Origin of the sequence: Mesorhizobium sp. M0830 (assembly GCF_040319965.1) — a bacterium.
Lineage (GTDB): Bacteria > Pseudomonadota > Alphaproteobacteria > Rhizobiales > Rhizobiaceae > Mesorhizobium.
Map to the genome: position 1 here is coordinate 1 of NZ_JAMYOR010000063.1, position 21,004 is coordinate 21,004.

General features: G+C 62.8%; 19 protein-coding genes. 10 read left to right on the forward strand and 9 right to left on the reverse strand.

Translation table 11 applies throughout. The annotated features are described in order from the left end of the window. The first annotated feature begins 114 nt into the window (after nucleotides 1-114). Both NKI20_RS27535 and glcF read left to right on the forward strand, forming a co-directional pair. Entirely contained in the window at nucleotides 115-1,320 is a 1,206-nt protein-coding gene (locus NKI20_RS27535) for an FAD-binding protein (RefSeq protein ID WP_352836329.1), read from the forward strand. Between the two features lie 12 nt (nucleotides 1,321-1,332). Continuing rightward, nucleotides 1,333-2,658, forward strand: a complete 1,326-nt coding sequence (gene glcF / locus NKI20_RS27540; RefSeq protein ID WP_352836332.1) for a glycolate oxidase subunit GlcF — start codon at nucleotides 1,333-1,335, stop codon at nucleotides 2,656-2,658. A gap of 17 nt (nucleotides 2,659-2,675) precedes the next feature. On the opposite strand, the gene NKI20_RS27545 is transcribed toward glcF, so the two are convergent. Together NKI20_RS27545 and NKI20_RS27550 are read right to left on the reverse strand one after the other, a co-directional pair. Next, nucleotides 2,676-3,596 (reverse strand): bifunctional 5,10-methylenetetrahydrofolate dehydrogenase/5,10-methenyltetrahydrofolate cyclohydrolase, encoded by a 921-nt coding sequence (locus NKI20_RS27545; protein ID WP_352732417.1) that lies wholly within the window; start codon nucleotides 3,594-3,596, stop codon nucleotides 2,676-2,678. A gap of 273 nt (nucleotides 3,597-3,869) precedes the next feature. After that, nucleotides 3,870-4,610, reverse strand: a complete 741-nt coding sequence (locus NKI20_RS27550) for a L,D-transpeptidase (RefSeq protein ID WP_352836335.1) — start codon at nucleotides 4,608-4,610, stop codon at nucleotides 3,870-3,872. Between the two features lie 214 nt (nucleotides 4,611-4,824). Between NKI20_RS27550 and NKI20_RS27555 the strand changes: the two genes are divergently transcribed. After that, a complete protein-coding gene (locus NKI20_RS27555) occupies nucleotides 4,825-5,463 on the forward strand; it encodes a DNA-3-methyladenine glycosylase I (protein ID WP_352664294.1) in 639 nt (212 codons plus the stop codon). A 57-nt stretch (nucleotides 5,464-5,520) separates the two neighbouring features. Here the strand turns inward: NKI20_RS27555 and NKI20_RS27560 are convergent, their stop codons facing one another. Next, nucleotides 5,521-5,775: a hypothetical protein gene (locus tag NKI20_RS27560; RefSeq protein ID WP_352836338.1), complete on the reverse strand. Its 255-nt coding sequence runs from the start codon at nucleotides 5,773-5,775 to the stop codon at nucleotides 5,521-5,523. Nucleotides 5,776-6,022: 247 nt separating this feature from the next. Between NKI20_RS27560 and hisS the strand changes: the two genes are divergently transcribed. The 5 genes from hisS to NKI20_RS27585 all read left to right on the forward strand — a co-directional run bounded on the left by hisS (nucleotide 6,023) and on the right by NKI20_RS27585 (nucleotide 12,658). Next, complete coding sequence (gene hisS, locus NKI20_RS27565) at nucleotides 6,023-7,528, forward strand: histidine--tRNA ligase (protein WP_352836341.1); 1,506 nt, start codon at nucleotides 6,023-6,025, stop codon at nucleotides 7,526-7,528. A gap of 64 nt (nucleotides 7,529-7,592) precedes the next feature. Continuing rightward, the gene (locus NKI20_RS27570; RefSeq protein ID WP_352836344.1) at nucleotides 7,593-8,714 is read left to right on the forward strand and encodes an ATP phosphoribosyltransferase regulatory subunit; all 1,122 of its coding nucleotides are present in this window, start codon (nucleotides 7,593-7,595) and stop codon (nucleotides 8,712-8,714) included. Further along, nucleotides 8,711-9,409: an ATP phosphoribosyltransferase gene (gene hisG / locus NKI20_RS27575; protein WP_352836347.1), complete on the forward strand. Its 699-nt coding sequence runs from the start codon at nucleotides 8,711-8,713 to the stop codon at nucleotides 9,407-9,409. Before NKI20_RS27570 ends, hisG begins: the two co-directional genes overlap by 4 nt. 329 nt (nucleotides 9,410-9,738) lie before the next feature. After that, a complete protein-coding gene (locus NKI20_RS27580; protein WP_352836349.1) occupies nucleotides 9,739-11,511 on the forward strand; it encodes an AMP-binding protein in 1,773 nt (590 codons plus the stop codon). A gap of 190 nt (nucleotides 11,512-11,701) precedes the next feature. Next, on the forward strand, nucleotides 11,702-12,658 hold the full coding sequence (locus NKI20_RS27585; protein WP_352836352.1) for a calcium:cation antiporter: 957 nt from the start codon (nucleotides 11,702-11,704) through the stop codon (nucleotides 12,656-12,658). Between the two features lie 102 nt (nucleotides 12,659-12,760). On the opposite strand, the gene NKI20_RS27590 is transcribed toward NKI20_RS27585, so the two are convergent. Further along, nucleotides 12,761-13,669 (reverse strand): LysR substrate-binding domain-containing protein, encoded by a 909-nt coding sequence (locus NKI20_RS27590; RefSeq protein ID WP_023756812.1) that lies wholly within the window; start codon nucleotides 13,667-13,669, stop codon nucleotides 12,761-12,763. 101 nt (nucleotides 13,670-13,770) lie between these two features. On the opposite strand from NKI20_RS27590, the gene NKI20_RS27595 reads away from it, so the two are divergent. Further along, complete coding sequence (locus NKI20_RS27595; protein WP_352836405.1) at nucleotides 13,771-14,295, forward strand: DUF8737 domain-containing protein; 525 nt, start codon at nucleotides 13,771-13,773, stop codon at nucleotides 14,293-14,295. 85 nt (nucleotides 14,296-14,380) lie between these two features. On the opposite strand, the gene NKI20_RS27600 is transcribed toward NKI20_RS27595, so the two are convergent. The 5 genes from NKI20_RS27600 to NKI20_RS27620 all read right to left on the reverse strand — a co-directional run bounded on the left by NKI20_RS27600 (nucleotide 14,381) and on the right by NKI20_RS27620 (nucleotide 19,403). After that, the gene (locus NKI20_RS27600; protein WP_352836354.1) at nucleotides 14,381-15,160 is read right to left on the reverse strand and encodes an ATP-binding cassette domain-containing protein; all 780 of its coding nucleotides are present in this window, start codon (nucleotides 15,158-15,160) and stop codon (nucleotides 14,381-14,383) included. After that, entirely contained in the window at nucleotides 15,160-16,257 is a 1,098-nt protein-coding gene (locus tag NKI20_RS27605; RefSeq protein ID WP_352836357.1) for an ABC transporter permease, read from the reverse strand. Before NKI20_RS27605 ends, NKI20_RS27600 begins: the two co-directional genes overlap by 1 nt. A gap of 60 nt (nucleotides 16,258-16,317) precedes the next feature. Further along, on the reverse strand, nucleotides 16,318-17,274 hold the full coding sequence (locus NKI20_RS27610) for a rhizopine catabolism ABC transporter substrate-binding protein (RefSeq protein WP_023756809.1): 957 nt from the start codon (nucleotides 17,272-17,274) through the stop codon (nucleotides 16,318-16,320). 114 nt (nucleotides 17,275-17,388) lie between these two features. Next, nucleotides 17,389-18,288 carry a myo-inosose-2 dehydratase gene (iolE, locus tag NKI20_RS27615; RefSeq protein ID WP_352836360.1) on the reverse strand — a complete coding sequence of 300 codons (900 nt, stop codon included), beginning with the start codon at nucleotides 18,286-18,288 and terminating at the stop codon, nucleotides 17,389-17,391. Continuing rightward, entirely contained in the window at nucleotides 18,285-19,403 is a 1,119-nt protein-coding gene (locus NKI20_RS27620; RefSeq protein WP_352836362.1) for a Gfo/Idh/MocA family protein, read from the reverse strand. The genes iolE and NKI20_RS27620 overlap by 4 nt, the downstream gene beginning before the upstream one ends. 97 nt (nucleotides 19,404-19,500) lie before the next feature. Here NKI20_RS27620 and mocR point away from each other — a divergent pair, with 97 nt between their 5' ends. After that, nucleotides 19,501-20,961 (forward strand): rhizopine catabolism transcriptional regulator MocR, encoded by a 1,461-nt coding sequence (gene mocR, locus NKI20_RS27625; RefSeq protein WP_352836365.1) that lies wholly within the window; start codon nucleotides 19,501-19,503, stop codon nucleotides 20,959-20,961. Nucleotides 20,962-21,004 lie beyond the last annotated feature (43 nt).

Genomic DNA, 21,004 nt, shown 5'->3' on the forward strand with positions numbered 1-21,004 from the left:
ATTTCGCGGCCATGCCTATCATAGGCAGCGCCCTATGATTGCCCCCTCCCCGTCACGGGCTAGGCCCGTGCCACCTCTCCCCCGCTTTGCGGGGGCGAGGAACCAGAGACGCCGATGACCACCTTCACGCCAACCACTTCAGCCGAAGTCCTGTCCACTGTCGCCTGGGCCGTGGCGGAAGAGGCGCCGCTCGAAATCCTTGGCCATGGGTCCAAGCGCGGCATCGGTCGTCCGCTGCAAACCGAACATACGCTCGACCTGTCGAGGCTCACTAGCGTTACGCTTTACGAACCGGCTGAACTGGTGCTGTCGGCCAAGGCAGGCACACCGCTGGTCGACATCGAGAAGCTGCTGGCGGAGAACGGCCAGCAGCTTGCCTTCGAGCCGATGGACTACGGTCCGCTGCTTTGCGGCGAGGCTGGCAAAGGCACGATCGGCGGCGTGCTTGCCGCGAACCTCTCCGGCCCGCGCCGGCTGAAGGCGGGCGCTGCGCGCGATCATATCCTTGGCATCAACGTGGTGTCCGGCCGCGGCGAGGCCTTCAAGTCGGGCGGCCGCGTCGTCAAGAACGTCACCGGCTATGACATGTCGAAACTGATGGCCAACAGCTGGGGCACGCTGGCCGTATTCACCGACGTGACCTTCAAGGTGCTGCCTGCCGCCGAGACCGAAGTCACGCTCGCAATCCGAGGTTTGCTCGACGATGCGGCCGCAGCAGCCATGGCATTGGCGCTCGGTTCGAGTGCTGAAGTGTCGAGTGCCGCCCATCTGCCGGAGCGCATCGCCGCACGCGTCGCCGAGGGTGCGCTTGGCAACGAGGCCGCCACGCTGCTGCGTGTCGAAGGCTTCGGCCCGTCCGTTGCTTACCGCATCGCCGCGCTGAAAACGCTGCTCGGCAAGGCCGGGCCGTTGGAGGAGATTGCCGGTGAGGCCTCACGGCTGATCTGGCGCGACGTGCGCGATTGCAGGCCCTTCGCCGACAGCAGCGAGAAACCGGTGTGGCGCGTGTCGATGACGCCGGGAGCGGGCCACCAGATGGTGCTGGCCTTGCGCATGCAGGCCGCCGTCAGCGCCTTCTATGACTGGCAGGGCGGCCTGGTGTGGCTGCGCATGGAACAGGGCGATCCGGAAGCCGCGCTGCTGCGCGGGCTGTTGCGGAAACACGGCGGCGGCCATGCGACGCTGGTGCGCGCGGCACCTTCGCATCGCGCCGCCTTGCCGGTGTTCGAGCCGCAACCGCCGGCGCTGGCAGCACTCAGCCATCGGCTGAAGCAGGAATTCGACCCGAAGAACATCCTCAATCCCGGCCGCATGGCCTAGGACCTAAGCGCGATGCAGACCAGTTTTTCAGCTGCCCAACTTGCCGATCCGCATGTCGCGGAGTCGGAAAAGATCCTGCGCAAATGCGTGCATTGCGGCTTCTGCACCGCGACCTGTCCGACCTATGTGACGCTCGGCAACGAGCTCGATTCACCGCGCGGCCGCATCTACCTGATCAAGGACATGCTGGAAAACGGCCGTCCCGCCGACAAGGAGATCGTCACCCATATCGACCGCTGCCTGTCGTGCCTCGCCTGCATGACGACTTGCCCGTCGGGGGTCAACTACATGCATTTGGTCGACCATGCCCGCGCCCATATTCAAGAAACCTACAAGCGGCCGCTGCTCGACCGTCTGACCCGCGCCATGCTGGCCTTCGTGCTGCCCTATCCCAAGCGTTTTCGCGCTGCGCTCAAGCTGGCGAAGCTGGGTAAGCCGTTCATTGGTCTGTTCGAAAAGGTCCCGGCGCTGAAGCCGCTTGGCGCGATGCTCAAGCTTGTGCCGGCCTCGATCCCGATGGCTTCGCGAAGCGCTTCACCAGGCACCCATGCCGGGCAAGGGACCAAAAAAGGCCGCGTCGCCATCCTCACCGGCTGCGCGCAATCGGTGCTCGATCCCGCCATCAACGACACCACGATTTCGCTGCTGACGCGGCTCGGCGTCGAGGTCGTGGTGCCGCAGGGCGAGGGCTGCTGCGGCGCGCTGGTGCACCATATGGGGCGGGAGCAAGCTGCCCTGGCCTCCGCAAGGCAGAATGTCGACGCCTGGACGCGCGCAATCGAACAAGGCGGGCTCGACGCCATCGTCATCACCGCGTCCGGCTGTGGCACCACGATCAAGGATTATGGCTTCATGCTGCGGCTGGATCCGGCCTATGCCGACAAGGCCGCGCGCGTCTCGGCACTGGCCAAGGACATCACCGAATATCTTTCGGGCCTCGACCTGCCCGAACCCGTGCGTAAGCCGGGCACCGTCGTCGCCTATCATTCGGCCTGCTCGATGCAGCACGGCCAGAAGATCACCCGCCAGCCGAAGGAACTGCTGGCCAAGGCCGGCTTCATCGTGCGCGAACCCCGCGAAGGCCACCTGTGCTGCGGCTCAGCCGGCACCTACAACATCCTGCAGTCCGAGATTTCGGCCAAGCTGCGCGACCGCAAGGTGAAGAACATCGAGGCGACGGGTGCCTCGATCGTCGCCACTGGCAATATCGGCTGCATCACCCAGATCGCTTCCGCCGCGAAGCTGCCGGTCATGCACACCATAAAACTGCTCGACTGGGCCTATGGCGGGCCAAAGCCGGAAGGCGTGCTGGACGAGAGCCTGATCGCCGCGGAATAGCCCCGCCTGTCCCGGCGTTACTCCGCCGCCAGCCGGTCCGCCGTGCCGTAGGTCGCCTCGTAGAGCGCGCGCTGGCGGCTGAGCGCCACCATCGTGTTGCGCAGCAGGATGGCGACCGTGATCGGGCCGACGCCGCCCGGTACGGGCGTGATCCAGGAGGCGACCTCGCGCACGCTTTCGGTGTCGACGTCGCCGACGATGCGGCTCGTCCCGTCCGGTCCGATTTCCGAATTGATGCCGATGTCGATGACGGCGGCGCCCGGCTTGACCATGTCGGCCTTGATCAGCCGCGGCTTGCCGACGGCGACGAACAGCGCGTCGGCGCGCCGCGCATGGGCGGCGACCGATCGCGTCATGTGGTGGCAGACCGTTACCGTCGCGCCCTCGCTCATCAACAGGAAGGCGATCGGTTTGCCGACGATTTCCGAATGGCCGACGATCACGACTTCCAGCCCCTTGAGGTCGAGGCCGGTCTCCTTCAGCAGCTCGACCGAAGCGGCCGCCGTGCAGGGGGCGAGGTCGAGCTGATTGTAGACGATGTTGCCGATCGAGGACGGATGCATGCCTTCGACATCCTTCAGCGGATGCACCGCCGCCTGCAGCGTCCTGATCGGGATATGGGCAGGGACCGGCCGCTGAATGATGATGCCGGTGACGCGCGGATCGGCATTCAGGCCGTGGATCGCCGCTTCCAGCTCTCCGGCGGTGATGGTGGCGGGAAAGCGCCTTTCCTCGAAATCGATGCCGGCCAATTCTGCCTTGGCGCGCTGGTTGCGCACATAGACATCCACCGCCGCGGTGTCGCCGACGGTGATCGAGATCAGCTTGGGCGCAAAACCTTCGGCTTTGGCAATCGCCGCGTCCTCGCGGACAGTTGCGATGATGCGCTGGGCAACCGGGCCGCCCTTGAGATAACGGCTATCTTCGGACAGGGGCATGGGTGAACTCTTTTGCTCTGAGTGTTGCCGCCGACATAGCAAAAGAACATCGGCAAGGGCAGCACGAAAGCGAACCGTCATGCCTCTTGCGCGACGTACCGACGAAAGCGTTTTTTGTTATGGATCAGACGCCGATCAAAACGGAAAGGGCAGCGCGGTTTCCCGTGCTGCCCTTCCTGACTGGCCGCATCCCCATACGACCCGTCCCCCGTTGTCCCTAAACTGGCCTGCAAAAGCAGATTGCATTGCCGGCCAAGTGATTCGCAAGACCTATCATATCACTTCGACCGTGGTTCCGACATTGACCCGTTCATAGAGGTCGACCACGTCCTCGTTGCGCATGCGAATGCAACCCGACGACACTGCGCCGCCGATCGTCCACGGCTGGTTGGTGCCGTGGATACGGTATTCGGTCGTGCCGAGATAGAGCGCGCGGGCGCCGAGTGGGTTCTCCATGCCTCCGGCCAGATAGGTCGGCAGATAGCGACCCTTGGCGGCTTCGCGCTTGATCATCTGCGCCGGCGGGCGCCAGTCCGGCCATTCGCGCTTGTTGGTGATCTTGTGCGTGCCCGACCATTCGAAGCCCGGCTTGCCGGTGCCGACCCCATAGCGCCGCGCCTTGCCGTCCTTCTCGACCAGGAAGAGGAAATTCTGCGTGGTGTCGATGACGATTGTGCCAGGCTTCTGCGGGCCGTCATAGTCGACTTCCTGCGGCAGGAAGATCGGGTTGATCTGCGGGCGCATGGCCATACGTTTCGCGGGTGGCTGCACCGCTGCCGTCTGCACCCGGTCGGGCTGTTGCGTAGCGCGCAGTCGCGGCTGCTGCTGCACGATCTGACGGTTTTGTCGCACGATACCGGGCGCATGGCCGAGCTGCAGCACCCAAGGGGCGGAAAGGTCGGGGCTCACCATCACCGGAGGCCTGTCGGCATAGCGGTCACCGGCAGTTGAGGGCGCGACGCCGGCGGCAAACACAGCCATGGCGCCGAGCATGGGGAACAGAATTGTCTTCATCGGAGCGCACCTTGATCGTCTGATACAAACGGGTGGAAACGTCCTCCCGGTTCGGCGATCATTGGCGTGCAAGCAGCAACCGAAACATGAATCGGAATGCGTAAAATGCGCAAGTGTCAGTAAACCTTTTGGTGTGGTTACCGCCGGGTTCAGGAATCTGGTAAAGCCGCAGTAAATGCAGCGCAAAAGCATATTAACGAACGGATTTTTGCCTATGAACAAGGAAAACACCGGCCTGCTCGCCGGTCCCGACGGTGTCGCGCGCTGCTTCTGGCACGGCAATCTGCCTGATTACCTGCACTACCACGACCATGAGTGGGGACGGCCGGTCGCCGATGACCGCAGGCTGTTCGAAAAGATCTGCCTCGAAGGTTTTCAGTCGGGCCTGTCGTGGCTGACCATCCTGCGCAAGCGGGAGAATTTCCGCGAGGCCTTCGCCAATTTCGAATTCGACAAGGTCGCCGCCTTCACCGACAAGGATGTCGAGCGCCTGCTTGGCAATGCCGGCATCATCCGCCATCGCGGCAAGATCGTCTCGACAATCAACAACGCCAAGCGCGCCCGCGAAATGGTGGATGAATTCGGCTCGCTGGCCGCTTGGTTCTGGAAGTTCGAACCCGGCAAGGATGAGCGGCCCGTGATCGTCGATCTCGCGCATCTGCGCGCCAACCCGACCACGGCCGTCTCGGTGCGAATTTCAAAGGAGCTGAAGAAGCGCGGCTGGAGCTTCGTCGGCCCGACCACGGTCTACGCCTTCATGCAGGCGATGGGTCTGGTCAACGACCACCTCGAGGGCTGTGTCTGCCGCAAAGAGGTTGAGAAGCAGCGGAAGGCGTTCAAAAGACCGAAATAGGGCTCCCCACCTCCCCCTTGTGGGGAGGTCGCGCAGAAGGCGCGGGTGGGGGTAACTTCAGGTGCCGTTGGCGCTGGCCAGCACCAGGCCGGCGACGATCGCCACCACCGTGGCCACTGTCGGATAGATCACCAGCAGGCCGGTCATCAACGCGTCGCGCATGGATGGACCCTTGCCGGCGTCGGCGGCTACTTCGAACGGACCGGCAGCCTGGCTGACCATTTTCGGAGCGTGGCTGTCGGCAGGGCGCAAGCGTGCGGGCAATTCGCCTGCATCGCTGCCGATGGTATGGAATCTTGCTGTGCTGGTCATCGCCGCGAACCCCTCATTTCGGCGCGTTTATCCCTTGCGATTGTGTCGGCACGATGCCGCGCTCATGGCGGGATTGTTTCACTTTCGGTGCGGTTTGTTTCAGGGTGCTTCGGTTCCGCTTCTCTCGGCAGGGAGAGGCAAGGCTGCAAACCCTTGCCGCACAAAGCTGCATCGGTTAGGACACGCGCGCTGCGGAAATAGGAAATTTCCTATCGCACAGCGCCACGAAACACCGAGTACCCATCTCATGGCCGATAAATCGGAAAAGACGAAAGCGCGACTGCCGCGCGGTTTTGCCGACCGCAGCGCCGAGGACATCCGCGCCGTCGAGAAGATGATGGCGACGATCCGCTCGGTCTATGAACTCTATGGCTTCGAACCGGCCGACCAGCCGTTGATCGAATACACGGATGCGCTCGGAAAATTCCTGCCCGACCAGGACCGGCCCAACGAAGGCGTGTTCTCCTTCCAGGATGACGACGACCAGTGGCTGTCGCTGCGCTATGACCTGACCGCGCCGACGGCGCGCTTTGTCGCCGAGAATTACGAGCGCCTGCCAAAACCCTATCGCAGCTATCGCTCCGGCTGGGTGTTCCGCAACGAGAAGCCGGGTCCTGGCCGCTTCCGCCAGTTCATGCAGTTCGACGCCGACACGATCGGCACGCCGGGCGTGGCCGCCGACGCCGAGATGGCGATGATGATGGCCGACGTGATGGAAGCGCTCGGCATCAAGCGCGGCGACTACGTCATCCGCGTCAACAACCGCAAGGTTCTGGACGGCGTTCTGGAGGCGATTGGTCTTGGCGGCGATCAGAATGCCGGCCGCCGGCTGACGGTGCTGCGGGCGATCGACAAGCTGGACAAGCTCGGGCCGGAAGGCGTGAGGCTTCTGCTTGGGCCGGGGCGCTGGGATGGCGGCAAGGAAGGCGAAGGCGACTTCGCCAAGGGCGCCGGGTTGAACAACGGGCAAGCCGAGGCAGTCCTTCTCGCGACGGCGAGGAATACACAGGCCGGCCAGGATTCCATGGTCAGTTCGAACGCGACCTACCAGGAAGGCGTCGGCGAACTCTCGACGATTGAAGCCTTGGTCAGAGCGGCCGGGTATGGCGAGGACCGTATTGCCATGGACCGTTCCGTCGTGCGCGGCCTCGAATATTACACAGGCCCAGTCTTCGAGGCCGAGCTGTTGGCTGAAATCCCCAATGAGGACGGCCAGATCGTGCGCTTCGGCTCGGTCGGCGGCGGCGGCCGTTATGATGGCCTCGTCTCGCGCTTTCGCGGCGAGCCGGTGCCGGCGACCGGTTTCTCCATCGGCGTCTCCAGACTGATGACCGCGCTGAAGAACCTCGGCAAGCTCGACGCCTCGGACGTGATTGCGCCGGTCGTCGTGCTGGTGATGGACAAGGATACCGACAGCCTCGGCCGCTACCAGAAGATGGTTTCGGAGCTGCGTGCCGCTGGCATCCGCTCGGAAATGTATCTCGGCGGCGCCGGCATGAAGGCGCAGCTGAAATACGCCGACCGCCGCGGCTGCCCGGTCGCAATCATCCAGGGGGGCGACGAACGCGCCAAGGGCGAGCTGCAGATCAAGGACCTGATCGAAGGCGCGCGCATGTCGGCCGAGATCACAGACAACGCCGAATGGCGCGCCGCCCGTCCGGCGCAGGTGACGGTGGCGGAGGGCGAACTGGTCGCCGAGGTGAAGAAGATTTTGGCGGCGCAGGCTGCCGATCGCGCGAAAGGTGGCGCTTGAACACCCCCCTCTGGCCTGCCGGCCATCTCAGGCCAGAGGGGGGTGCCTCGCGCCCATCCGATCGATGACCTCCCGCTACCCCGCCATCGCAGCCGACATCACCAACCTCTTCGCCTCCCGCGACACGCATGCGGTCGAGGTCGCGGTGCTGCAGCCGGCCGACCCGTTCCTCGACATGGCCGGCGAGGATCTGCGCCGCCGTATCTTTCTGACGGAAAGCGAGACGGGGCAGACACTGTGCCTGCGGCCTGAATTCACCATTCCGGTCTGTCTCGACCACATAAATTCGCAGGCCGGGACGCCGCGCCGCTATTCCTATCTCGGCGAGGTCTTTCGCCAGCGACGCGAGGGCGGCAACGAGTTCTTCCAGGCCGGTATCGAGGACCTCGGCGACCGCGACACCGCTGAAGCCGATGCCCGCTCGCTGGCCGACGCGCATGCGCTGCTGGCCTTGGTGCTGCCCGGCCAGGCGCTGGCGATCACGCTCGGCGACCAGACCATTTTCGAGGCTGTGCTGGCTTCGCTTGGCCTGCCGCGCGGCTGGCGCATGCGTCTTGCCCGCGCCTTCGGCTCGGCGCCGATGCTTGAGGCGGCACTCGCCGATCTCGCCAATCCGCCACGCAACGGTCAGCTCTCCGGCCCGGTCGCCGCCCTCGTTCTCGACGGTGATCTGGACGGACTTTCGGCTTACATCGCCGGCGGCATGGAAGAGGCGGGGCTGTCGGCATCCGCCGGCCGCCCGCCATCCGACATTGCACGGCGGCTGATCGAAAAGGCCGAACTGCGCAGCGTGCGGCTGTCGAACGAGGCCTTCGCGGCGCTGAAGGGTTTTCTGGCGATCGACGTGCCGCTCGATGGCGCGGCCGAGGCGCTGGCCTCCTTCGCCAGCGCTGCCGGGCTTTCGCTCGATAGCGCGCTGGAGAAGTTCGCCGCCCGCGCCAGGGCGATCGAGGCGCATGGCCTGCCGGCCGGAAACATCCGTTACGATGCCGCCTTCGGCCGTCCGCTCGATTACTACACCGGCCTGGTTTTCGAAATCGCGGCTGACAATGGCGACCGGCCGTTGGCCGGTGGCGGACGCTACGACCGACTGCTGACCTTGCTTGGCGCGAAGACGCCGATCCCCGGCGTCGGCTTTTCCGTCTGGCTCGACCGCATCGAGGCGTTGCGGGAGACGGCGCCATGATCACGCTTGCGATCCCGTCTAAAGGCCGCCTGAAAGAGCAGGCGCTGGAAATACTGGCCAAAGCCGGACTTGCCGTCAGCCTGCCCGGCGACGAACGCAAGTACCACGCCCGCGTCGAGGGCCTGGACAATGTCGAAGTGGTGTTCCTGTCGGCTTCCGAGATATCAGGCGAGATCGGCCAGGGCACGGTCGATCTCGGCATCACCGGCGAAGATCTGGTGCGAGAGAACCTCGCTGACTGGGAGACCCGCGCCGAAATCGTCGCCCGTCTCGGCTTTGGCAGTGCCGATGTCGTGGTTGCCGTGCCGGACATATGGCTCGACGTCGACACCATGGCCGACCTTGACGATGTCGCCGCCGATTTCCGCCAGCGCCACGGCAGGCGATTGCGCATCGCCACCAAATACTGGCGGCTGACCCAGCAATTCTTCTCGCAGAAGCACGGCATCCAGGTCTATCGCATCGTCGAGAGCCTCGGCGCTACGGAAGGCGCGCCGGCCGCTGGTCTGGCCGATGTCATCGTCGATATCACCACCACTGGCTCGACGCTGCGCGCCAACCATCTCAAGGTGCTGGGCGATGGCCTCGTCCTGCGATCGCAGGCCTGTCTCGTGGCCTCGAAGAAGACACGGGCGGCGGCGGACGAAGCGACCCTGCGCGACATTGCCGTGAAGATGGCGGCAGCGGCCGGATAGCGGCGGCCCTTCCCGCCCTCCACTATCCTTGGGGCGTCGAACCCGAGCCTAACAAGAACCCTGACGGCGGCCGGTCCGGCGATGTAGATGCCTTTGTGCCGGCAGCGTTTCATTGACTTGTGAGGGCAGTTATGCTACTAATTTGTCTATGGTGCTGATTTGCGCCAGTGACCCGCCGCCCAGGCGGGTTTTTGCGTTTTGATGCTTCGTCAGCAAGCGCGAGTCTCCGAAGCATCGTTGACCGGATCGGTGCCTCGACACGACTTTCGGCGGGATTTTCACCACGCCCACGGGCTGATAGGTTTGGCCAGTCCCGGGAGGAGAGAGCGATGCCAGTCAATCTCGACGAGCTGAAGAGCGCCACCAGTTTGCGCGGACGCGGGGCGCGCAATGGCGGTGTTTTCGTAGCACCTGTCGACGGCAAGGCGCATGTCTCGGGCGAGCGCAACGTGCCGCTGCTCGACATGACAATCCCGGCGCTGTTTTCCGACACGGTCAGCAAATACGGCACGCTCGATGCGGCCGTTTTCGTCGATCAGGACAAGCGCTTCACTTGGAGCGAACTGTCGGACACGGTCGACGCGCTGGCCGCCGGCTTCCTGGCGCTGGGGTTGGTGAAGGGCGATCGCGTCGGCATCTGGTCGCCCAACCGCTGGGAATGGCTGGTGACGCAGTTCGCCACCGCCCGCATCGGCCTGATCCTGGTCAACATCAACCCGGCCTACCGGCTGACCGAGCTCGACTACGCGCTGAACAAGGTTGGCTGCAAGGCGCTGATCACCGCGGCCAAGTTCAAGACCTCCGACTATCTCGGCATGATCGAGACACTGGCGCCGGAGATCGCGAAGGCCACGCCTGGCAAGCTCAAGGCGCAAAAGCTGCCGGCGCTGAAGATCGTCATCCGCATGGGCGACGAGAACTCACCCGGCATGTTCAATTTCGGTGATGTGCTGGCCATGGCCGGGCGCGACGAGCATGACAGCCTCGACCGCATCTCGGAGGGGCTGAGACCGGGCGAGGCCATCAACATCCAGTTCACCTCGGGCACGACAGGGGCGCCCAAGGGCGCGACGCTGACCCACAGCAACATCGTCAACAACGGCAATTTCGTCACTTCGGCGATCAAGCTCACCGTCGACGACCGGCTCTGCATCCCGGTGCCGCTCTATCACTGTTTCGGCATGTCGATGGGCACGATGGGCTGCGTCTCGAAGGGCGCGACCATGGTTTTCCCGGGCGAGGGGTTCGACCCCGGCGCCACGCTGAAGGCGGTGGCTCGGGAACGCTGCACCGGGCTCTATGGCGTGCCGACCATGTTCGTCGCACTCCTCGACCATCCGGACTTCCCGTCCTTCGATCTCTCCAGCTTGCGCACCGGCATCATGGCCGGCTCGCCATGCCCGATCGAGGTGATGAAGAAGGTGGTGTCGCTGATGCATATGGAGGAGGTGACCATCGCCTATGGCATGACCGAGACCAGCCCGGTCTCGTTCCAGAGCGGCGTCGACGATCCGCTGGAAAAGCGCGTCTCGACGGTCGGGCGCGTCCATCCCCATGTCGAGGTCAAGGCGGTCGATCCCGATGGTGCCACCGTCGCCGTCGGCGCGCCGGGCGAGCTTTGCACACGTGGGTATTCCGTGATGAAGGGTTACTGGGAAGACGACGAGAAGACCCGCGAGGCGATCGACAGCGACGGCTGGATGCACACTGGCGACCTCGCTACCATCGACGCCGAGGGCTATTGCAACATCGTCGGCCGGGTCAAGGACATGGTCATCCGCGGCGGCGAGAACGTCTACCCGCGCGAGGTCGAGGAATTCCTCTACCGCCATCCCAAGGTCAAGGAAGTGCAGGTGTTCGGCATTCCCGACGCCAAATATGGCGAGGAGCTGTGCGCCTGGATCGTGCTCAAGCCCGGCCAGATCGTCACCGAACAGGAAATCAAAAACTTCTGCGCCGGCCAGATCGCCCACTACAAGATCCCCCGCTACATCCGCTTCCGCTCCGAATTGCCGATGACGGTGACCGGCAAGCCGCAGAAATTCCTGATGCGCAATGCGATGATCGAGGAACTGGGATTGGTGACGCAGAAGACGGCGTGAGTATAGGCTTTCCGCAAGGTTCGCAGAAACGCACAGGGCCTGAATGAGTGGTTTCGCGCGATCGGTGACTTCTTATGCGATGCCGTTGGCCGCCTTGGTAATGGCTGTCGCAGTCAGAGCCAGCGGGCTGTCGGTAGACGAAGGATCGCCGAGCGTCAGGATCCTCGTCGGAGCGCTTTCGAGTGCGATCATGTTTATCACCATTTTCGTGGTGCTCGACCACGCCGAAGCGGTAGCTCGGCGTGTAGGGGAGCCTTACGGTACGTTGGTGCTGACTTTTGCCGTGACGGCAATCGAGGTGTCGATCATCGTTTCCATGATGCTGCATGGAGAGAACAACCCTACGCTTGCACGCGAGTCCGTCTTCTCGACGGTGATGATTACATCTACCGGCGTTGTCGGCACGTGTCTCACGCTTGGCGGCTGGCGCCATCGCAAGCAGGCAATCGTTCGACAAGGGACCAGCGCATATCTGGCGGTTCTGGCCGCGCTGACCGTCATGACGCTTATCCTGCCGACCTACACACGAACTACGGGTCCTGGCACATTTTCAGCAGCTCAACTTGGTTTCGTGAGCGTGCTTTCGGTGCTGCTTTATGCAAGTTTTGTGTTCGCGCAGACTGTCCGGCACCGAGACGACTTTGTCGAAGGGCAGGCGCACGGCGTTTCGCTGCGGACTGCCCCTCACGAAAGCATCTCTGCCAGCACTCTGCTCCTGTTAATCGGGCTGATTGGCATTGTCATGCTCGCCGAGCAAGTCGCCGCAAGTGTTGAAAATACGCTCGTTACCTACGAGGTGACCCAAGCTGACGCTATCGTGGGGGCATTGATCGCGGGGCTGGTTTTGATGCCTGAGGCCATCTCGGCGGTTCGCGCTTCCCTCAACAATGAGCTGCAGCGCGGTTTGAATGTCGCGATGGGTTCGGCTTGCGCTACAATTGGTTTGACAATACCGGCGGTCGCAGCCGCCAGCCTGCTGACGGGAAGAGGGTTAACCCTGGGGCTTCCAGCGACTGACACAGTGCTTTTGATTTTAGCGCTCTTCATATGCAACGTGAGCTTTAGTACTGAAAGAACAACATTCTTGACGGGTACGGTTCATATCGTGGTATTTTTTACTTATTTATTTCTTATATTTGTACCGTGAAAGATTTGGTTCGAGCGGGCAACTACTGCCACGTATGAGGCGGCCGCTATTGGTGACGCAGAAGACAGCGTGAGGGGGCAGGGGGCGACATCCTTCATTGCCTCACGCCTCGTATTTGAGGTGATCGATGAAGGCGCGCAGCTTCGGCAGGATCTGGCGTTTGCCGGGATGGTAGAGGAAAACGCCCGGCGTCGTGGCGGCGACGCCGTCCAGCACCGATTTGAGTTTTCCCTGTTCTATGGGGCCTGCGGCGACGGGACGAGGCGTCTGGGCCAGCCCGATGCCCTGTATCGCCGCACCGAGCAACGTCGGATAGTCGTGCGCGATCAGCGGCCCTGAGACCATCGCCTCGATTGCCTCGTTGCCGTCGACGAACGACCAGGGCGCAAGGGCGCCGTTCGAGCGGCGCAATCGCAGGCAGGCGTGGTGGCGCAAGTCGTCCACACGCTCGGGGCGGCCGTGGCGTTCGAGATAGTCCGGGCTGCCGACGACCACGAACGGGAACGATGGCGTCAGTCGCACGGCGACCATGTCGGGCGCGATGAACTGGCCGAGGCGGATGCCGGCATCGAACCCGCCGGTCGCGAGATCGACCATCTCGTCGCTCGCGGCGATCTCCAGTTCGATCTCGGGATAGGCCCGGCAGAAGGACGCGATCATCGGCTCCAGGATCAGCGGCACGACGGCGCGGGGTACGGAGAGGCGCAGCAACCCGGTCGGCCGTTGGCCAAGGTCGCGTACGGCTTCGCCTGCCGCGACGAGTTCCTCGAAGGCAGGGCCCGCACGGTCCAGGAACCGCTGACCGGCCTCGGTCAAACCGACGCTTCGGGTCGTGCGGACGAACAGCGCCGCACCCATGCGGGCTTCCAGCGTGCGCACCGCCTGGCTCACAGCGGATGGCGTCACCCCGAGATCGGCTGCGGCACGGCGGAAATTGCGGCGCCTGGCGACGGCCAGGAAAGCCTCGATCCCCTCCAGCGCACCGTGTCGGACTGTGTAGTTCTGCTTCATGGGCTGTGATGATTACACCGCCTAGTCGAACTATGAAAGCTGGCCTAGAGGTAATCGACTGGCTGGGAGGCTGCGTGAACCAGCTGCTGACAGGAGGCCAAATGCCCACCGAAATGCTGTTCCAAATCCATCTCGTTCTCGGCTATGTCGCATGGCTGCTTTGCTTCGGCGCATACGGGTTGCCGTGGCTGAGCTCAATGGACCGGGTCGCGGCGCAGCGCGCCATCGCCACGCTGCACAGCTTCCGCTTCTTCGGCCTCGTGTTCATCCTGCCGGGCGTCGTAAGCCCCGATCTGCCGGCCGGTTTCGCCGTGTTCGCCGCCTATGGCGATTTCGCGACAGGGGTGCTGGCGATGCTGGCGCTGCTCACGGTGAGGCTACCGCAGCTCTTCTGGCCGCTTGTCGTCGCCTTCAACCTAGTCGGAATGGCCGACCTCGTCGTCGATTATTACCACGCTATACAGGTCGGCCTCCCTGCACATGCGGAGCAGCTGGGCGCCGCCTACGCGATCCCGATCATCTATGTGCCGCTGCTGATGATCACGCACATCGCCGCATTCTATTTTCTGGCGCGCCCTCACCAAAACGCGACTCGAGCCATTGCAGAAGATGCGAATGCTTCCTAACCGTGGCGAACGCCGTGCCTTTCAGCTGTGATGCCGGATGTATCGCGCTCGTCAGGCAAGTCGGGCGCGCTTCAAGTCGGGCTGCTTATGGCCGATTGGTCAGCTCCTGCTCCAGATCGACCAGTTCCTTGCCGCCAGCCATCAGATTGAGCAACTGGTCGCGATCAATCTCGCTTTTTGCGTAAGTGCCAGTGCTTTTGCCGCGCTTCAACAAGGTGAAGCGATCGCCAACCACATAGGCGTGATGAACGTTGTGGGAAATGAAGATGACACCGATGCCGCGCGCCTTCGACTGCACGACAAGCTTCAGAACCACGGATGCCTGATGGACTCCCAGCGCCGATGTCGGCTCATCCAGGATCAGAACCTTGGCGCCGAAATAAACGGCGCGGGCGATGGCCAGGCACTGACGCTCGCCACCTGAAAGCGTGCCCACGGGTTGTTCGGGATCGCGCAGCTGGATTCCCATCGCCGACATCTCGTCATACGCCGTGCGGTTCGCGAACTCGTTGTCAAACTGCCGGATCGGTCCGAACTTGCGCATCGGCTCGCGCCCGAGAAAAAAGTTTCGCGACACGCTCATCAGCGGCACCAGGGCGAGGTCCTGGTAGACGGTGGCAATGCCGCTGTTGCGTGTATCGGCCGGTGAGGCAAACCTTGCGGGCTTGCCCTGCACGCGGATCTCACCTTCGTCGGGTGTATAGACGCCGGACAGCGTCTTGATCAGCGTCGACTTGCCGGCGCCATTGTCGCCAAGCAGACAATGCACCTCGCCGAGACATACATCGAAAGATACGTCCTTCAGCGCAACGACCGAGCCAAAATACTTGCTGACCGATTTCAGTTCGACATAGGGCTCGGCCATCACCGGCTCCTCATGGCGCGGTTGCGCACGTAGCTGTTGAACAGCACCGCGATGACCATCATGGCACCCATGAACAGCTTGAACCAGTCTGTGTCGATGCCGGTGTAGAAGATGCCCATTTGCACCACGCCGAAGATCAACGCCCCGAACATGGCGCCTATGGCCGATCCGTAGCCGCCGGTAAGCAGCGTGCCGCCGATGACGACGGCAATGATGGCCTCGAATTCCTTTTGGGTTCCGCGTAGCGTGTCGGCCGAGCCCGTGACCAGAACCTGGATCGCCGCAAAGAGCGCGGCCGCCATCGCCGTCATGACGAACAGGGTGATCTTGGTGCGTGCAACCGGCACGCCGAGGTTGCGCGCGGCATTGGCTTCACCTCCCGCGGCGAAGATCCAGTTGCCGAAGCGGCTGCGGGTCAGCAACCAGGTACAGGCCAAGGTCAAGACGATCCACCAGACGATGGACACCGGAATGCCGGAGATCGACGGCAGGCCGTCCGCGCGTTTGCCGATCAGGCCGATGTCCGAAAGCCAGGCGATGGGGCCGGAGAATACCTGTCCCGAGAACAGGCTGTTGAGGGGATCGTTCAGAGCCAGTTCGTGCACGCCTGAAACCTGCGTTCGCCCGGATATGCCGCGCGTGAGGCCGAGCGTCAGGCCGCGCAGCATGAACAGGCTTCCGAGCGTCACGATGAAGGAGGGCAATCCGGTTCTGACCACGGCGAGCCCGTTGAGCGCGCCGATGCAGCCGCAAACAGCAAAGCAAAACAGCAGGGAAAGCCAGATCGGCCAGCCCCAGAACACCGAAGGGATGGCGATCAGGATGCCGGCAAACCCGATCATCGAGCCGACCGACAGGTCGAACTCACCCGCGATCATCAAAAGCGCCACGGGAGCGGCGAGAATGCCAAGCTGGGCGGAGACTTCAAGGAAATTGATGATCCCCTTGGCGCTGAAAAGCCCGGTATTTCCCGCCGTGATGGCGAAAAACACAAAGACCAGAACAGTTCCGGCCGCCGCGCCAAGTTCCGGCCTGCTCATAAGACGGCTCAGGCGGGAGACGGAGCGGACCCGCTCGTCGCGAAGCTCTGCGGTCATTGATGCACTACCTTCGTCGGTGAGAGCGGCCGGGCTGATGTGATGCCCGGCCGCGAGCCGTCAACGCTTGCCCAGTTTTGCCAGTTCGATGACCGAGGCGGCGGTATCCTTGGTGACGAAGCCGGGACCTGTCGGATAATCGGCGATCGGCGCGATCTTATACTTCTTCCAAAGATCGAACATGGCGACCGGGATATAGCCCATGGCATATTGCTGGGCATCGATACCCCACTCCATTTTGCCGGCAACTACGGCCTGCAGGATCGTGGGAGAAAGGTCGAATGTGCCGGTTTTCACCTTGCCGGCGAGGCCCATTTCATCGAGTGCGGCCAGCGTCGGCTCGGCACCGCTGGCGCCGACTGCAAGAACGAACTGCGTGTCCCCATGAGCGGTCATGTAGGCGGTCACTCGGTTTTTCATTTCGGTCGGGTCGATGACGCCGTTCATCACCGGAACATCGACACCGAGACCTTTGGCAAAACCGGCACAGCGGTCATCGAGGCTCGAATTGCCTACTTCATGGTTGGCGCAGACCGCTTTGTTGATGCCGAGCGCCTTGATGCGCTCGCCGGCCATGACGCCCGCCTGGAATTCGTCCTGGCCCATGAACAGCAGGCCGCCAAGGTCATGCGTCAGTTTGGAGCCGCCGGAATCGATGACGATCACCGGAATGCCGGCGGCAATGGCATTCTTGACCGGTGCCGAGAGAGCTGCCGCGTCGGGGATCGAAACAACCATGCCGTCGGGCTTCGAGGCCGCGATGGCGTCGATCATCTGCCCCATCTTGGCCATGTCGAATGTTTCGGGCGCCAGATATTCAGCCTTGACCCCAAGCGTCTTGGCTGCGTCGTCCATGCCGTTCTTCACGACCGACCAATAGGGGTCGCCGCTCTGGCCATGCGTCACAAACACCACGCGCGTTTCGTCGGCGGCCGCAAGGCTCGTGGCCGCCGTCATCATTGTAATGCCGGCCAGCAGGCCGAGCGCAGGCTTTATTAATTTCGCAAGCGAAAACATAATAACCTCCTGTTTGTTTTCCGCCGCCGCAATTACGGTCGGCAGTCCAGTTGCCCCTTCAGTCCAGTCTCATTCATCAGCACTGGTTCCCTGGAGGCCGCATCGCGGCCTCGATCATTTCAAGACTGTAAATCCGGCCTCGCTGGCCATGCGCGACAGATTTTGGAATCCCATTGTCGCATAGATCAGCGGGTTGGCCTTGTTTGGATCCTGCTCGGCCTCGACGACCAGCCAGCCGCTGTAGCCGCTGTCCGCAAGCACCCGCAAAATGGCCGGATAATCGATGAACCCGTCGCCGGGGACCGTGAAGATCCCTTCCATGACCGCGCCCATGAAACTCATGTCCTCGGCGCGGGCACGATCAAGGACGGACTTGCGCGCGTCCTTGCAATGCACATGCACGACGCGTTTGACATGCGCCTTGACCAAAGCCAGCGGGTCGCCGCCTGAAAATATCGAATGGCCGGTGTCGTAGAGAAGGCCGACCGCCTCGCCGGTGTGCCGCATCAGCAAGCCCACCTCGGCATCGGTCTCGACGATGGTCCCCATATGATGATGGAAGGCCATGCGCACACCGAAATCCGCCATCCTCTCGGCCAGCGCGGTCAGTTTTCTGCCATAGGCCGGCCATTCCTCCGGGCCGAGGGCCGGGCGCTGCGAGATCGGCCCCCAAATGGCATTGTGGCGCCCCCGCGACGTGTCGGCATAGACGACGTGGGTCGAGCCCATATCCTTCAGAAGCTGGAGATGCGGCGTGATCGCATCCATTTCCGCACCGACTTCCTTCTCGTCGCAGCGGCCATCATACCAACCGGAAATCACAGCAAGGCCGTGCCGCGCCATGATAGGCCTCAGTTCAGCCGATTGGCGCGGAAACTTTCCGCCTAGCTCGGTGCCGGAATAGCCGGCCTGCTTGGTTTCGCGAAGACAGACCTCGAGCGGAGTGTCGCCACCCAGTTCCGGCACGTCATCGTTGGTCCAGGTGATCGGATTGATGCCTATGCGAACCTTCACGGGCGAACTCCTGATTGCTTGAGCTGGCCAAGGTGGTGCCGCGCGAGGCCGGCCAGCAGCATCATATCGCGACGCGCGTGTTCGGCCGTGTTGCGCACGGGCGTTCGTTCGACGATCGCCGACCAGAAACCTTTCAGTTCTTCGACGAACGCCTCTTCGTAGCCGCTTCGAATCTCCCGGCTGGAGAGGGTGTGGCCGTCGCTTGCCCGCAGGCTCAGCCGCGTCGGCTGGTGATTGAGGTAGGGCGAGGGGAAATCCAGCTCGAGCGCGGCATCATCGAAGTAAAGCGTGATGCGCTCGCGGTAGTCGGCGAGCCCCGGAACGGCCAGATGCGCCATGCTCCACAGCGCCTGGCCGCCGAGCAGCCGCACGGCGCCCTGGCCGCCTTCTCCCCTCGCGAAAAGCGAGGCGCCGACAATCTCGCCATCCGCGACGCCGAGCGCATCGAGCAGCCCATGCACGGCGTTCACATCGTGCACGAGCGCCGAACAGTAGGCGCCGACAAAGCCACGAAACGCGTCGGGATCGTCCAATCCGGGCACCGCGCGGTTCACCTGCTCGCGCTGCCTGGCTTCGGTCAAGGCAGCCAACCCCGCCGCGACGTCGTCACCCCGGCATGTCGAATGGTGCCGCACGAACGGCCACGCATCGGGATCGCTGACCTCAACCGAAATGTAGCGAAGCGTTTGCGATGTGCCCGGCAGCATTTTCAATGCCGCCTCGTAGCTCGGATCGAAACGCTTCATGTAGCCGACCTGAAGCACCAGCCCGGCGCGATCCCTGGCAGAGATCAGGTCGTCGATATCACCGGGACTATAGCAAAGCGGCTTTTCGCAGAAGACATGCAGCCCTCTGGCGAGGGCGGCGAGAGCCTGTTCCCAGTGCAACGCATCCGGCGAGGCGATGACCACGGCGTCGAGCGGCATGGCGAGAAGCTGGTCTAGATCGGCGAATGTCTCGAGGCCGAACTCGTCGCCGACAAAGTCGCGGACTTTGCGCGAAGGATCATAGACGCCGAGGATCTCGAACTGCCGGTGCAATCTGAGCAGATTGGGAATGTGCTCGACCTGCGCGACACCGCCCGCACCGATCACACCCACTTTTATGCTTTGCATCGGTCAGCCCATCTGAACCTGATCGCATTTTTCTTGAGCCTAAGGCTGCTTTGGTTCCATTGTTAGAACCAGATCGTCCTGATTTTTTGGAACCACAATGAAGACCAGTTTTCCGATCGACGGCATTGCACTGGACCGCGACAGTCCCGTCAATTTGCATCGGCAGCTCTATGTCCAGTTGCGCGACCTGATCGAGCATCGCGTGTTGCCGAGCGGCCACGCGCTGCCCTCGACACGGGTCATGGCGCGGGATTTGCACGTTGGCCGAAACACCGTGATTGCCGCTTGCGACCAACTGGCGCTGGAAGGCTACCTGGCCATACGGCCGCGCAGGCCCTCCGTGGTGATGGATCTGCCGACCAGGTCGGCGGTGCAGGAACATGTCTCGTCAGCGGACGAGAACCCGATATCCTTGCGTGGGCAGACCATGCTCGCCCAACCCTACCATCATGGCCGGCCCGGCATGCTGGCATTTCACCCCGGCATGCCCGACCCCGATAACTTTCCTTTCAACACCTGGTCGAAGCTGCTCAGTCGCCGTGCAAAATTTGCGCATATCGACCTTTTCGGAACCTATCACGTGAAGGGCTATCCTCCGCTTTGCGAAGCCATAGCTCGCTATCTCACGGCCTCGCGCGGCGTGAAGTGCAGCCCCGAGCAGATCGTCGTGACCAATGGTGCCCAGTCGGCGTTCGATCTTCTTGCTCGGCTGCTGATCGATGAAGGCGACACGGTATGGATGGAGGAGCCAGGATACTACGGTGCGGGTTCGGCCTTCGTCTCGGCGGGAGCGAAGCTGGCCCCGCTGCGGGTGAGCAATGCAGGGTGGGACCTTGATCCACCGCCTGTCATTCCGCGCATGATTTTTGTGACGCCCTCCTGTCATCACCCGCTCGGAATAACCATGCCGATGGAACAGCGGCTCAACCTCCTGCACATGGCCGAGACCTGGCGCTCATGGATCATCGAGGACGACTATGACGGCGAGTACCGTTTTCAAGGACAGCCGATTCCCGCGCTGCAGGGCATCGGCGCGTCAAATCGCGTGGTCTATGTCGGCACCTTCGCGAAGATACTGTTTCCAGCCATGCGCCTCGGCTTTCTGGTGGCGCCGAAGGCCATCGACCCTACGATCGTATCGGCGATGAGCGTGACCGGCCAGTTTGCACCATTGCTTACCCAGGCAGCTCTGGCCGACTTCATGAACGAGGGCCACTTCACCCGCCATCTCAGGCGCATGCGGCGTCTCTATGCTGACAGGCGGCAATTCTTCCTGGAAAGCTCACAGAGACATCTCGGAGAATGGCTGGATTTCCACGCCACCGAGTCCGGGATCCAGGTTGTCGGCATTTTCCGCGAGGGATGTGACGACACCTCGATTGCCGAGGCGGCGCTCCAGCACGGGATCAATGTGTCGGCCTTGTCGATTCAGTACCGTCACGGCACGAAACAGAACGGCCTTGTCATGGGCTTTGCAGCTGCTGATGCGCAGACAACCGAAAAGACCATGCAGAAATTTCGGACCGTGCTGAAAACCTGTTTCCCAAAAAGCACCTGATCTTGGCCAAAATGCCGAGATTGATCATGCCTTGAGGCCGAGC

Coding starts and splice junctions, on each gene's coding strand:
- NKI20_RS27535 (WP_352836329.1), top strand. CDS start 115: ATGACCACCTTCACGCCAACCACTTCAGCCGAAGTCCTGTCCACTGTC.
- glcF (WP_352836332.1), top strand. CDS start 1,333: ATGCAGACCAGTTTTTCAGCTGCCCAACTTGCCGATCCGCATGTCGCG.
- NKI20_RS27545 (WP_352732417.1), bottom strand. CDS start 3,596: ATGCCCCTGTCCGAAGATAGCCGTTATCTCAAGGGCGGCCCGGTTGCC.
- NKI20_RS27550 (WP_352836335.1), bottom strand. CDS start 4,610: ATGAAGACAATTCTGTTCCCCATGCTCGGCGCCATGGCTGTGTTTGCC.
- NKI20_RS27555 (WP_352664294.1), top strand. CDS start 4,825: ATGAACAAGGAAAACACCGGCCTGCTCGCCGGTCCCGACGGTGTCGCG.
- NKI20_RS27560 (WP_352836338.1), bottom strand. CDS start 5,775: ATGACCAGCACAGCAAGATTCCATACCATCGGCAGCGATGCAGGCGAA.
- hisS (WP_352836341.1), top strand. CDS start 6,023: ATGGCCGATAAATCGGAAAAGACGAAAGCGCGACTGCCGCGCGGTTTT.
- NKI20_RS27570 (WP_352836344.1), top strand. CDS start 7,593: ATGACCTCCCGCTACCCCGCCATCGCAGCCGACATCACCAACCTCTTC.
- hisG (WP_352836347.1), top strand. CDS start 8,711: ATGATCACGCTTGCGATCCCGTCTAAAGGCCGCCTGAAAGAGCAGGCG.
- NKI20_RS27580 (WP_352836349.1), top strand. CDS start 9,739: ATGCCAGTCAATCTCGACGAGCTGAAGAGCGCCACCAGTTTGCGCGGA.
- NKI20_RS27585 (WP_352836352.1), top strand. CDS start 11,702: ATGTTTATCACCATTTTCGTGGTGCTCGACCACGCCGAAGCGGTAGCT.
- NKI20_RS27590 (WP_023756812.1), bottom strand. CDS start 13,669: ATGAAGCAGAACTACACAGTCCGACACGGTGCGCTGGAGGGGATCGAG.
- NKI20_RS27595 (WP_352836405.1), top strand. CDS start 13,771: ATGCCCACCGAAATGCTGTTCCAAATCCATCTCGTTCTCGGCTATGTC.
- NKI20_RS27600 (WP_352836354.1), bottom strand. CDS start 15,160: ATGGCCGAGCCCTATGTCGAACTGAAATCGGTCAGCAAGTATTTTGGC.
- NKI20_RS27605 (WP_352836357.1), bottom strand. CDS start 16,257: ATGACCGCAGAGCTTCGCGACGAGCGGGTCCGCTCCGTCTCCCGCCTG.
- NKI20_RS27610 (WP_023756809.1), bottom strand. CDS start 17,274: ATGTTTTCGCTTGCGAAATTAATAAAGCCTGCGCTCGGCCTGCTGGCC.
- NKI20_RS27620 (WP_352836362.1), bottom strand. CDS start 19,403: ATGCAAAGCATAAAAGTGGGTGTGATCGGTGCGGGCGGTGTCGCGCAG.
- mocR (WP_352836365.1), top strand. CDS start 19,501: ATGAAGACCAGTTTTCCGATCGACGGCATTGCACTGGACCGCGACAGT.